The sequence below is a fragment of the Streptomyces sp. SID5469 genome (assembly GCF_009862865.1).
GTDB classification, from domain to species: Bacteria; Actinomycetota; Actinomycetes; order Streptomycetales; family Streptomycetaceae; genus Streptomyces; species Streptomyces avermitilis.
This window is the reverse complement of sequence record NZ_WWIN01000001.1, coordinates 8913224-8925481: the sequence shown is the minus strand read 5'-3', so window position 1 is coordinate 8925481 and position 12258 is coordinate 8913224. Positions and strand designations below refer to the sequence as shown.

Annotated in this window: 12 protein-coding genes; 7 read left to right on the top strand and 5 right to left on the bottom strand. The window is 72.4% G+C overall.

The features are described from left to right. Positions 1-4 precede the first annotated feature (4 nt). Positions 5-532, bottom strand: coding sequence for an SRPBCC family protein (locus tag GTY58_RS38875; RefSeq protein ID WP_037650872.1), 528 nt, complete (start codon positions 530-532; stop codon positions 5-7). A gap of 145 nt (positions 533-677) precedes the next feature. Between GTY58_RS38875 and GTY58_RS38870 the strand changes: the two genes are divergently transcribed. Next, complete coding sequence (locus tag GTY58_RS38870) at positions 678-2180, top strand: MFS transporter (RefSeq protein WP_010988885.1); 1503 nt, start codon at positions 678-680, stop codon at positions 2178-2180. A gap of 7 nt (positions 2181-2187) precedes the next feature. Here the strand turns inward: GTY58_RS38870 and GTY58_RS38865 are convergent, their stop codons facing one another. Both GTY58_RS38865 and GTY58_RS38860 read right to left on the bottom strand, forming a co-directional pair. Continuing rightward, positions 2188-3765: a bifunctional phosphatase PAP2/diacylglycerol kinase family protein gene (locus GTY58_RS38865; protein WP_010988884.1), complete on the bottom strand. Its 1578-nt coding sequence runs from the start codon at positions 3763-3765 to the stop codon at positions 2188-2190. A 106-nt stretch (positions 3766-3871) separates the two neighbouring features. Further along, the gene (locus GTY58_RS38860; RefSeq protein WP_037650944.1) at positions 3872-4402 is read right to left on the bottom strand and encodes a GNAT family N-acetyltransferase; all 531 of its coding nucleotides are present in this window, start codon (positions 4400-4402) and stop codon (positions 3872-3874) included. A 261-nt stretch (positions 4403-4663) separates the two neighbouring features. Between GTY58_RS38860 and GTY58_RS38855 the strand changes: the two genes are divergently transcribed. After that, positions 4664-4852: a hypothetical protein gene (locus GTY58_RS38855; protein WP_037650946.1), complete on the top strand. Its 189-nt coding sequence runs from the start codon at positions 4664-4666 to the stop codon at positions 4850-4852. Between the two features lie 135 nt (positions 4853-4987). Here GTY58_RS38855 and GTY58_RS38850 read toward each other — a convergent pair whose 3' ends face one another. Then, positions 4988-5422 (bottom strand): protease inhibitor, encoded by a 435-nt coding sequence (locus GTY58_RS38850; RefSeq protein ID WP_010988881.1) that lies wholly within the window; start codon positions 5420-5422, stop codon positions 4988-4990. A gap of 347 nt (positions 5423-5769) precedes the next feature. On the opposite strand from GTY58_RS38850, the gene GTY58_RS38845 reads away from it, so the two are divergent. The 5 genes from GTY58_RS38845 to GTY58_RS38825 all read left to right on the top strand — a co-directional run bounded on the left by GTY58_RS38845 (position 5770) and on the right by GTY58_RS38825 (position 10333). Beyond that, on the top strand, positions 5770-6330 hold the full coding sequence (locus GTY58_RS38845) for a hypothetical protein (protein WP_037650874.1): 561 nt from the start codon (positions 5770-5772) through the stop codon (positions 6328-6330). A gap of 150 nt (positions 6331-6480) precedes the next feature. Next, a complete protein-coding gene (locus GTY58_RS38840) occupies positions 6481-7308 on the top strand; it encodes an LLM class F420-dependent oxidoreductase (protein WP_010988879.1) in 828 nt (275 codons plus the stop codon). A 118-nt stretch (positions 7309-7426) separates the two neighbouring features. Continuing rightward, positions 7427-7879 carry a TIGR03668 family PPOX class F420-dependent oxidoreductase gene (locus GTY58_RS38835; RefSeq protein ID WP_107083000.1) on the top strand — a complete coding sequence of 151 codons (453 nt, stop codon included), beginning with the start codon at positions 7427-7429 and terminating at the stop codon, positions 7877-7879. Between the two features lie 310 nt (positions 7880-8189). Then, positions 8190-9359 carry a lactate 2-monooxygenase gene (locus GTY58_RS38830; protein ID WP_010988877.1) on the top strand — a complete coding sequence of 390 codons (1170 nt, stop codon included), beginning with the start codon at positions 8190-8192 and terminating at the stop codon, positions 9357-9359. Beyond that, positions 9356-10333: an NAD(P)-dependent oxidoreductase gene (locus GTY58_RS38825; protein ID WP_010988876.1), complete on the top strand. Its 978-nt coding sequence runs from the start codon at positions 9356-9358 to the stop codon at positions 10331-10333. The genes GTY58_RS38830 and GTY58_RS38825 overlap by 4 nt, the downstream gene beginning before the upstream one ends. An 89-nt stretch (positions 10334-10422) precedes the next feature. Here the strand turns inward: GTY58_RS38825 and GTY58_RS38820 are convergent, their stop codons facing one another. Further along, positions 10423-12219, bottom strand: a complete 1797-nt coding sequence (locus tag GTY58_RS38820) for an RICIN domain-containing protein (RefSeq protein WP_078234605.1) — start codon at positions 12217-12219, stop codon at positions 10423-10425. Positions 12220-12258: the final 39 nt, after the last annotated feature.

Below are 12258 nucleotides of genomic sequence, written 5' to 3'. Positions count from 1 at the left end.
CCGGTCAGTCCAGGCCCGGGACCGGAGCACCGGAGGGGAACCCCGCCTCGACGTAGCCGCGGTAGATCTCCTTCCAGGGCGCCGTGGCACCCGCGTGCGGGCCTTCGAGCCGCTCGCCCCGCGCCCTCGCGTCCAGGGCGGCGAGGCAGACCTCCCATCCGGCGGCGTTGCGGGCGGCGGCCTTCGCGTCCGCCAGGACGTTGGTGAGCGTGCAGCGGGTGCGCTTGCCGTCCAGGGGTTCGAGGTCGAAGTGGAGTTCGTCGCCGCCCCACTCGAAGGACAGGTGCCCGGGCACGTCGACGGCGATGACCCGGCCCGTGGAGTTCTCCATGTTCGGGTCGCCGCTGAACGTGATCGTGCCGCCGGGGCGCAGCTCGATCTCGGCGCGGGAGGGGAACCACCGGGCCAGCTCGTCGGGGTCGGTCACGAACTGCCAGACGCGGTCGGCGGGATGGTCGTAGACACGGCTGAAACGGACGGCGGGGCGGCCGTCGGGGAGGGTGAGGTGGGTACCGGTGAGTTCGGTTGACATGGTGCCTCGGTCCTTGGGCGGGGGGGCGTCGCGGCTCACTCCCAGCGAAACGTTGCCGTTTCGCTGGGAGTGGTCTAGCCTCGATGTGTACGAAACGGTTTCGTTTACGTTTCTCTTCGAACGGCTTCCCTGGAGTGGTTCCCCCATGTCCCAGAAGACTCTGACCGAAAGCACCCGGACGGGTGCCGCGCAGGCGCCGCCCGCGGCCTCGTCCCGGCGGTGGTGGATCCTCGCGGTCGTCGCCATAGCCCAGTTGATGGTCGTCCTCGACGCCACCATCGTGAACATCGCTCTGCCGTCGGCGCAGGCGGACCTCGGGTTCTCCGACGGCAACCGGCAGTGGGTCGTCACCGCGTACGCGCTGGCGTTCGCCTCGCTGCTCCTGCTCGGCGGCCGCATCGCCGACCTCTTCGGCCGCAAGCCCGCCTTCCTGGCCGGCGTCACCGGATTCGCGCTGGCCTCCGCGCTCGGCGGCGCCGCGACGAGCTTCGAGATGCTGGTCACCGCACGTGCCCTGCAAGGGGTCTTCGGCGCGCTCCTCGCGCCCGCCGCGCTCTCGCTCCTGAACACGACGTTCACCGACGCGCGGGAGCGGGCCAAGGCGTTCAGCGTGTACGGCGCCATCGCCGGCGCCGGTGGCGCGGTGGGCCTGTTGCTCGGCGGCATCCTGACCGACGCGTTCGACTGGCGCTGGACGCTGTACGTCAACGTGGCCATCGCCGTGGTCGCCTTCGCCGGCGGCTGGTTGTCGCTGAGCAACCACCGCGACGCCACGAACTCCAAGCTGGACGTGCCGGGTACGGTGCTGGTCGCCGGAGGTCTCTTCGCCCTGGTCTACGGCTTCTCCAACGCCGAGACGCACGACTGGGGTTCGCCGCGGACCTGGGGCTTCCTGATCGCCGGCGGTGTGCTGCTGACGGCCTTCGCCTGGTGGCAGACGCGTGCCGCACACCCGCTGCTGCCGCTGCGCATCCTGCTCGACCGCAGCCGCGGTGCCTCGTACCTCGCCGTGCTCATCACCGGCGCGGGCATGTTCGGTGTATTCCTCTTCCTCACCTACTACCTTCAGCTGAACCTGGGCTTCAGCCCCACCAGGACCGGTGTGGCGTTCCTGCCGATGGTCGGGGCGCTGATGGTGACGGCGCAGCTCGGCACCACGGTGCTGCTGCCGCGGATCGGGCCGAAGGCCGTCATCCCGCTGGGCTTCGCGATCGCCACGGTCGGCATGGCCTGGCTGACCGGCATCGGAACCGGTTCGCACTACGCGACCGCGGTGCTGCCGCAGCTGATCGTGATCGGCGTGGGCCTCGGCATGGTGATGCCGCCGGCCATGCAGCTCGCCACCGGCGGGGTGGGGCCCGAGGACGCGGGTGTCGCCTCCGCGACGGTCAACGCCATGCAGCAGGTGGGCGGTTCGATCGGTACGGCGCTGCTGAACACGCTGGCCGCGAGCGCCGCGACCGGCTATCTGTCCGGCAAGGACGCGACCAGCAAGCTGGTCCGGGCACAGGCGACGATCGAGAGCTACACCACCGCGTTCTGGTGGTCGGCGGTCTTCTTCGTCGCGGGCGCGGTGATCGCGTTCCTGCTCTATCGCCCCGGGAAGCCTGAGCAGGCCGCGGACGCCGCACCGGTCGTCCACATGTGAGCGCCGACTAGACCGAGGGGCCGCCGTCCGCAGGGAGACGGCGGCCCCTCTTCCGCTTTCGGTGGTGGGCCATCGCGGTGGCGAGGCGGGCCCGCCGGGCCGGTTCGGCGCACGGCACGGCCGGCCGGTACACGGCGAGTCCGCGACCACGCTTCTCCAGCGTCAACTGATCCGGCGCGCAGGTGACTTCACCGTCGTAGGCGAGGTTCCGCGTGCCGCCGAGGCCCTCCAGCCGGACCCGGGACACAGGGGCGGCGCTGTAGACCCGGGAACGGCCGAGCGTGCCGGCGAGCGCGGCGGCGATCACGCGCGTACGGGCGTAGCGGCGGTCGCCGTCGATCAGGCGCAGGTCGAGCAGTCCGTCGTCCAGGCGCGGCCGGAAGGCGGGGGCGAAGCCGTCGGGGACGTGGTGGCCGTTGCCGGCGAAGAGCAGCCACAGGCGTCGGGGGCGGCCGTCGATACGCAGTTCCACGGGGGTCGCGGTGCGCAGGACCCGGGCGAGGGCGACGGCCTCGGCGGACCACTTGCCCCATCGCCCCTCCAGTCGCTCGCGGAGCCGGAGGAGTTCGGGATACGGCCCGATGCTGAAGGCGTTGAGGAAGAGCACGTCGTGCCCCTCCTTCGGTGCCGCCACTCCCAAGTCCACCGCGACGGCCTCGCCCCGGGCGACCGCGACGGCGGTGTCGTCGAAGTCCGGGACGCCCACGTCCAGGGCGAAGTGGTTGAGGGTGCCGCCGGGGAACACGGCGAGCGCGAGCCCGTGGCGGGCCGCGGCGCGCGCCGCCGCGTCGACGCTGCCGTCGCCCCCGCACACGCCCAGCGCGCCGCCGCGCCGCGCGGCCCGGCCGGCCGCCCCGGCGAGCAGCGCGGCGAAGTCGTCGTCCGGGCCGAACTCGACGAGTTCGGCCCGGGGCAGCAGGACGCGCAGGCGCTCGACGGCCGGCAGGACCGCGCCGGGCAGTCCGGTTCCGGCCCGCCCGTCGACGAGGACGACCAGGTCCTCGCCGCCCGGCAGCGCGGGTGCGTGGGTGGTGGGACGCACCCGTTCCGGGACCCCTTGGCGCGGCGGCCACCAGCGGCAGGTGAGCGCGGCGGCGCCGGCGCCGATCGCCATACCGGCCAGGACGTCCCCGGGGTAGTGCACGCCGACATAGACCCGAGAGAAGGCGACCGCCGCGGCCAGCGGCGCGACCAGTGCGCCGTAGCCGGTGGACTCGAGGGCGACGCCGGTCGCGAACGCCGCCGCCGAGGCGGAGTGTCCCGACGGGAAGGAGGTGGTGTGCGGCTGCCGGGTGAGGTGGCGGATCTGCGGTACGAGGTCGAGCAGCGGCCGGGGGCGCCTGGTGGCCCACTTGGCGACGGTGTTGACGGTGAGCGAGGCCAGCGCGAGGGAGCCGACACCGCGCACGGCGGCGCGTCTGGCGGTGCGCCCGTCGGCCGTCGCGAGCACGGCGGCCGCGGCGAACCACAGCCGCCCGTGGTCGGCGGCGCGGCTGAGCCGGATGAGCGCCGGATCGGCGCCGGAAAGCCGCGCGGCGGCCACCCGGGTGAACAGCCGCTGGTCCAGCTCGCCGAGAAAGCGCATGCTCCACGGCTACCGGAGCGGACCCGCACCGGCATTCCGGACGACTCCAACCGGTGACGCGACTGCTCCGGGCGGCGCAGTGCGACCACCGGGGGCAGGGCGCGCCTCAGGCGAAGGGGACTTCGAAGTGGACGACACCGGAACCGCCTGGCTCCTCGCGCTCGTCCCACACGGCCTTTCCGAGCGAGCGCCAGAAGGCCTCGGCGCCCGGGATCCCCGGATCCGTGTGCAGATAGACGGAGCGGTAGCCGCCGTCCGCGGCCGCGAAGGCGAGGAGCTCGCCGACCAGGCGGCGGGCCAGGCCGCGTCTGCGGTGCCCCGGGCGGACGTACACGCGCCGCAGCTGCGCTGTCTCCCCCGACGGGTAACGCCGGGCCAGCGGGCGGGGGTTGGGCGGATGGGCCGGGCCGCGGGAGTCGAGGGCGGCCGTAGCGGCGACCTCGCCGTCGGAGCCATCGAGCGCGACCAGCAGAGTGTGGCGGGGCGAGGCCAGGTAGGCGCCCGCGAGATCGATGATGTCGCCGTGCCAGCGCGGAACGTAGCCGGTGCCGAAGTCGCGGTAGACGGTGTCGAGCATCACGGCTCGCGCACCGTCGAGGTCGCCGGGGGTCGCCGCCCTGATGCTGCATTCATGCACCTGCACATCATATGCATTAAGTGCGGGGGCTTCGGCTCCCGCAACTGCCATCACCTGTCAATACCTCAGCCGAGACAGGGCCGGTACCAGCCGAGGCCCAACAGGCCGCGCTCGTCGGACACCCCGGGCTCGGCGAAGTACTTCAGCGCACCGGAGGCGAACGTTTTCAGAAACCGGGCCAACACTTCTGACCGGACCGGGAGTTGAGGTGATGGCACGATGGCGGTCGGCACCCGACGATCCGGAAGCGGAGGCACGTACGTGAAGTTCGTTCTCGAAGTCGACCTGGAGAACGCGGCCTGGGGCGAGGAGACCGCCACGGAGCTGGGGCGGATCCTGCGCTACTGGGGCGGCAATCTCCACCACTACGAGATGAAGCCCGGCGACGGCTCCGCCGTATACGACTCCGGCTATCGCGAAGTGGGGCGCTGGTCCCTCACGTCCGACTGACGCAGGAGGCCGGCCGGACGGCCCCACTCCGTCCGGCCGGCCCCTATGCGAGATCACGTGGCGCACCGCGACGAGGCTCGCACTCCCCAGCTACGGGCCTCGGTCCACGTTCACGGGTCCGCGCGATCCCGGTCCTCAGAACGTGAAGACGGTCGTCCCGTAGGAGTTCTTCACGCACTCGTTGGCGAAGGTGCGCTCGTACGCGACGCGCTTGCCCTGCCACACGCCCTCGACCGTGACGACCACAGGGTCGTACTGCCGGGTACACATGGCATCGCTTCTGGCACTCAAGGCATCGAAGTCGCCGCCCGTCGCCCGCAGTTCGGCACAGGCGGAGACGGCGGCCGGATGGGTGCCCGAGGCGGTCGGGGCGCAGTTCAGCGTGACGGCGCGCTCAGGGGTGGCGGTGGCCGCGCTCTGGCCGTGGCCCGTGGTGAGCACCAGGGCCGAGGGGGCGTAGAGCCCGGAGGCGGCGGCGTTCGGGGTGGCGAGGGAAGCCCCGGCGAGGGGGCCGCAGACGGCGGTGGCGGTCAGGGTCAGGGTCACTGCCCAGCGTGCGGTGTTCGGCATTGTGTGCATCCTTCCGCTTGATTGGTGAACCGTTTCTGCTCCGCTCGCACATGAGGCGAAGTCAGGCCGGTCCGGTGCCGGTTCGGCGAGCGCGAGTCTGCCGAGTCCGGGCGGGAAACACACATCGACCCCACAGCTTTCGGTAACTTTGAGTATTGAATCAGTGGCGTGAAGTGACAGAGTTCGAACGCCCGATCCCCAGAACTGAGCGGTTGCCGCTCACCCGGGGTGACCCGCTGGCCGGATCTCCACGGTTCGGCAATAGGCCTGAAACATTCCGGTTCAGCTCATGGCAGACCCCGACCGGACCCCTTGCGTTTGCCTCACGATGGAGTAATGGTCATTACATGATTACTTCGGAGCAACGCGAGAAGCTGCGCGGCTGGTTCGCCGGCCGCCTGCCCGACGATCTGTTCGAGAGCCTGGTGGAGGTGGCGGTCGACCGGGAGGAGATCACCGTTGTCGGCCGCATTCCCGAGCCCCGGCTCACCGACGGCGCCTCGGCCGCCGAGAAGGAGGCCGCGGTCCAGTCCCGGGTCCAGGAGTTCCGCGAGCGCACCCGTGACGAGCGGGTCGCGGTGGCACGTGAGGCGGAGCACCGGTTCCGCAGGAAGGTCTCCTGGGGGGTGGAGTGCGGGGGCGAGCGCGCCCTGTTCACGCAGGTCGCCGCCCCCGTCATGACCCGGCTGCGGCAGCCCGAGCGCCAGGTCCTCGACACCCTCATCGCCGCGGGAGTCGCCCGCAGCCGCAGCGACGCCCTCGCCTGGTGCGTACGACTGGTCCAGCGCCACACGGACGACTGGCTCGCGGAGCTGCGCGACTCGCTGGAACATGTGCAGCGGGTACGGGCGCAGGGCCCGGACGCCGACCCCCAGGACAGCGCCGACAGCCCCGCCGCCGAGGAGTGATCCACGCGACGCCGGACGTCGCACCGACGCAGCGACGCACCCGGGGCACGGGTGAGGCCCACGTCCGTCCGGCGTACGTATGACTGCGCCCCTCGGGGGTACCGCACCACACTGTCAACAGGGGGCGAATTCGAGACGAGGTGGTCGCGGATGAAGTTCGGAGTGTCGACGTTCCTCACCGACGAGGGCATCGGTCCGGCGGCGCTGGGGCCGGCCCTGGAGGAGCGCGGGTTCGACGCGCTGCTCCTGGCCGAGCACTCGCACATCCCGGTGAAGCGGGAGACGCCGTACCCGGGCGGCGGCGAGCTGCCGCGCGTGTACTACCGCACGCTCGATCCGTTCGTGGCGCTCGGCGCGGTCGCCTCGGTGACCAGCGAGCTGCTTCTGGGCACGGGGATCGCGCTGGTGGTCCAGCGCGATCCGATCCACACGGCGAAGGAAGTGGCCAGCCTCGATCTGGTCTCCGGCGGCCGTGCCGTGTTCGGTGTCGGCGCCGGCTGGAACCGGGAGGAGATGCGCAACCACCGGACGGATCCGACCGAACGTGGCCGGCTGATGGACGAACGGATCCGCGCGATCATCGAACTGTGGACCAAGGACGAGGCCGAGTTCCACGGCGACTTCGTCGACTTCGCCCCCGTCTACTCCTGGCCCAAGCCCGTCCAGCGGCCGCACCCGCCGATCTGGGTCGGCGGCGGCAGCGAGCGCACCTTCGCCCGTGTCGCCGAGTACGGGGCGGCGTGGATGCCCAGCGGAGTACCGCCCAAGGAGCTGGGCGCGCAGATCGAGCGCATGCGCAAGACGGCCGGAGACCGGCCGGCCGTGGTGGTGTACGCGGCCCAGCACGACCGGGAGTCGCTCGACACCTACGCGGAACTCGGCGTCGAGCGCGTCCTGCTCTATCTGCCGACCCAGCCGGAGGACGAGACGCTGCGCACGCTGGACGAGCTGGCCGAGGCCGTGTCCGCCTACCGGTGACAGCGTCCGGCGGCCTGCGCCGGCTTCCGGCTGCCTGTACCGACTTCCGGCGGCCTACGCATCCGGCTGCCTGTACCGGCTTCCGGCGGCCGGAGATTCGGAGCGCACCGTGCCGGACATGGACGAGGACGAGGCGCGCCGCCGGTTCATGGCGGCGCGGGTGGCACGCCTGGCGACGGTGGACACCGAGGGACGCCCCCACCTGGTGCCGGTCGTGTTCGCTCGGCACGGCGCCGAGGTCGTCACCGCCGTCGACTGGAAGCCCAAGAGGTCGCCGCGCCTCAAGCGGCTGCGCAACATCGCCGCCCACCCGGCCGTCTGCCTGCTCGTGGACGCGTACGACGAGGACTGGGACCGGCTGTGGTGGGTGCGGGCGGACGGCCGCGCCCGCATCCTGCCGCCCGACGCGCCGGAGCCCCGCGTCCGGGAGGAGTACGCCGCGGTGCTCGCCGTGCTGCGGGAGAAGTACGCGCCGTACCGGCAGCGGCCGCCGGGCGGTCCGGTGATCGCGATCACCGTGCACCGGTGGCACGGCTGGCGCGCCGCGCCGGGGGCCGACCCGACCGGCTGAACGGTGCGCGAGACGCCCCGGCGACGGACGGATTTCGGCAGACCCCGTAAGGACGGCATTCGCCCACGCCGCACACCCCGGCGGCGACACCGGCCATCCTTCTCTCCGCGCCACATCGCTCAGAGGCGGAGCAGCCGCGGCTCGGCGACCGTCCGCTGCCGGCTGCGTTCTCCGAGGTCTGCGGACTCGCCTGTCACCGGGTGAGGGTTCCCACCGGGCGATGTGCGCACCACAGTGGACGGATCTTGTCGCAGTCGCCAGGATCGACGGCGTACAGCGCGGTCTCACGGACGAGAGGCGGGACGTACGGATGGCCAAGCACTGGGCCGACTTCCAGTACGAGATCTATCTGAACGGAATGACGGGTGCCGTACCGCGGCTGCCCACCGATCTGACTCGGCTGGAGGAACTCACCGAGCAGCGGCTCGGCCCCGGTCCGGTCGGCTATGTGGCGGGCGGCGCGGGCAATGGCAGCACCGCCCGCGCCAACCGGTCCGCGCTCGACCGGCGCCGGATCGTGCCCCGGATGCTGCGTGATGTGCACGAACGCGACCTGTCCGTCGAGGTGTTGGGGCGGACGCTGCCCGCGCCGCTGGCGCTCGCCCCGGTCGGCGTGCTGTCGATCATGCACCCGGACGCGGAGTCCGCCGCCGCGCGGGCCGCCGCCGCGCAGGGTGTCCCGTACATCCTGTCCTCGGCCTCCAGCACCCCCATGGAGCGGGTCGCGGAGGCGATGGGCGACGCGGAGCGCTGGTTCCAGCTGTACTGGGCGAAGGACCGCGAGGTCACCCGGAGCTTCCTGAACCGGGCGAAGGCGGCCGGGTACACCGCGCTGTTCGTCACCCTCGACACGCCGCTGCTGGCCTGGCGGCCGCGGGATCTCGACCAGGCGTATCTGCCGTTCCTGCACGGCGTGGGCACCGCCAACTACTTCACCGACCCGGCGTTCCGGGCGGGCCTGGCCAAGCCGGTGCACGAGGATCCGAACGCTGCCGTGATGCACTTCGTGAGCATGTTCGCGGACCCCGGCAAGACCTGGCCCGACCTCGAGTTCCTGCGGGAGAACTGGGACGGCCCGATCGTCCTCAAGGGCATCCTGCACCCGGACGACGCCCGGCGGGCCGCGAGCGCCGGGATGGACGGTGTGGTCGTCTCCAACCACGGCGGCCGCCAGGTCGCCGGTTCCGTGGCGGCGGCCGACGCGCTGCCGCGTGTGGTGGAGGCGGCGGGCGACCGGCTGACCGTCCTCTTCGACAGTGGGATCCGCACGGGCGACGACATCTTCAAGGCGCTCGCGCTCGGCGCGCGGGCGGTGCTCGTCGGACGACCGTACGCGTACGGGCTCGGACTCGACGGGCAGGCGGGCGTCGAGCACGTCGTGCGCTGTCTGCTCGCCGAGTTCGACCTCACCCTGGCGCTGTCCGGGCACGCCGGGCCGGGGACGCTCAGCCCCGACGACCTGATCGAGGAAACCGTATGACCGTCACCAAGAACGTCCTCGCCGTCGTCCCGCCCCATGTCGGCGGCCGCGGCGCGGGGGCCGCGCTCGCCTCGGTCTTCCCCGGCCAGGCCCGCGTCACCGTCGTCGAGGCGACCGACGAGGACCCCGCCGCACTGCGCGAGGCCCACGTCATCATCACGGGCCTCGGCCCGGTGACCGCCGAACACATCGCCGCGGCACCGGAGTTGCAGCTCATCCAGTGCGCGAGCCACGGCTTCGACTACGTCGATCTGGACGCCGCGCGCGCCAGGGGCCTGCCCGTGTGCAACATCGGCTCCAGCGGCGCGGAGCAGCAGAACGTGGCCGAGCAGACGTTCGCGCTGATGCTGGCCCTGGCCAAGCAGCTGGTCCCGGCGCACACCGCGCTCGTCGACGCCGACTGGGCGCTGCCGAGGCTCCAGCGGTCCATCACGGAGCTGTCCGGCAAGACCCTCGGCATCGTCGGGCTCGGGCACATCGGGGAGGAAGTCGCCCGGCGTGCCGTCGCGTTCGACATGCGCATCGTGTACGCGGGCCGGGAGCGCGTCGGCGCGGAGAGGGAGGCCCGGCTCGGCGGGGCGCGTCACGTCGGGCTCGACGAGCTGCTGCGCACCGCCGACTACGTCACCCTGCACGCGCCGCTCACCGAGGCGACCCGCCATCTCCTCGACGCCGACCGGCTCGCGCTGCTCAAGCCCACCGCGTTCGTGATCAACACCGCCCGGGGCGCCCTGATCGACCAGGACGCCCTCGCGGACGCACTGGAGAAGGGCGCGCTCGCCGGAGCGGGCATCGACGTCTTCGACCCCGAACCGCCCACGTCCGCCCTGCGGTTGCTCAGGGCGCCGAACGTGGTCCTGTCGCCGCATGTCGCCGGCGTCACCCGCGAGACGCTCGTCCGGATCGCACTGGCCGCCGTCCAGAACGCCGCCGACTTCGTGGCCGGCGAGACGCCGCGCGACCTCGTGTCCTAGGTCCTGTTGCCGCGCGGCAACGTCGCCTCGCCGTTGTGGGCCGGCGGCGCGTGGCTGTCGCCGTGGGGCGGCAGCCACGCGTTCGGCCGCTACAGGCCGACGCCGATCTCGCCCAGCAGGTCGGGCAGGTGAACGGTCAGCGGCAGCACCGGCTCGGGGGTGGAGGTGTCCGTGACCGTCAGGGACCGGCGTTCCCCGTAGTTCTCCGACGGGGGCGCGGACGAGGCGACCGGGGCGTCCGTGAGCCGGGTGCCCGGTGACGCGGGCACGGGCGTGGGCGCGGGGGTGGCGGCAGGCGCATCGGTGGCGGGCGTGGCCGACGGGGGTGTCGTACCGGCGATCGACAGCGACTCGGGCTGGTCCGACGGGGAGTCGGTCAGCCACCGCTGCTTGTCGGAACCGTCCCGTACCTTGACGACGATGTCGGCGTCCGGATCGGTGTTGCCGGGTGTGACGGCGAGGCTGCCCTTGCGGCGGGACAGCACCTCGCCCTGCACGGTCAGGTCGTAACGCACGTCGCCGCCGTGGGCGGAGCTCTCGGCGACGCAGCGGCCGAGCTCCGCGACCCCGTCGACCGCACCGGAGTCCAGGCACAGTTCGGGGTCGGCCACGCTGCGCAGCAGTCCGTCCTTCTCGTACGTCCACTGCTGGGTCCATGCGGAGGAGCACACCGCGAGCTTGGTTCCCGCGCCGGCCTTCGCCTCGCCCCGGACGTCGAGGCACAGGTCGGCGGCGAGGTTGCGCAGCCGGGTCTGCCGGGGCGTGGTGGGCAGGCCGGCCGAGTCGGGGGGCGACGACACCGTGGGCGGGATCTGCGAGCCGGGGGTGGGCAAGACGGTCGTACGGCCGCCGCTCGCGCTCGTGGAGGCGGTCGGGTCGACGTTCCCGTCGTCGTTCGACCACAGGCCCGTGACGAGGAAGGTGGCAAGGACGGCGGCGGAGGCGATACCGACGCCGGTGAGCACTGCCCGCGCGCCGCGCTCCCCCACCGGGGTGCGGCGGCCCGGGGCGGGGATCTGGGCCAGCAGCCGGTGGCGCCCGCCGCTGCCCGGGCGCCCGCCCGAGCCGGACACGCCCCGAGCGCGCCCTCCGTACGGGGTGCGTCCCGGTCTGGACTCGAGATAGCGCCGGGCACCCCAGCCGAGTACCGCTTCGGCGAGCAGACCGCCGAGCGCGCCCTCGAAATGGCTGAGCTGCTCGGCGGCGTTACGGCAGAAGCGGCACCCCAGAAGATGCCGCTGGACATCGGGAAGCAAGGCGCCACCACGGCGAATCGGCACATCGAGGAGCCGGTTGTAGAGGCGGCATTCCTTGGTCGGCGCCAGCTCCCGGTGGGCGCGCACACAGCCTTCACGGAATTGTTCGCGGGCCTGTTCCAGAGCGGCCGTCGCGGTGTCGGTGCCGATGCCCGACAAACCGGCCGGTACGGATATGCTCTCGGCTTCGACCTCGGTGTGCCACAACAGGCATCGGGAGAGGCCCGGGAGCGTCAGGAAAGAGCGCTCGGCGAGAACCCGATTCTCGGGTGTCAGGGACTTCGCGGCCCGCATACCACGCCCCCCGGCGGGTTTCCTCAGCTCCGGCAGAACGCCGGATATCCGCTCTTCGGCGGACCACTCCCGGACCGTGTCCCGCACCGCCACGAGCAGCGCGGGCCGCACGGCGGCGGCGGAGCCGGACCGCATCAGGCGCCCGACGACCTGCTGAAAGGCGCCGGCGGTGACGATGGACGCGACGTTCGCCGAAGACGCGAGGCAGATGACGGCGTAGTCGTACGTCGACTCCCAGTGCCGCGCCATCAGCAGCGCGACGGGATGGGGGGCCGCGCCCTCCGGCCGGCCTCTCAGCTGGCCGCCGAGACTCTCGTCCGATTCTCCGGGAGGCATGGCCGGGCGCGGGGGATAAAGCGGGCGAGGAGGGTGGGG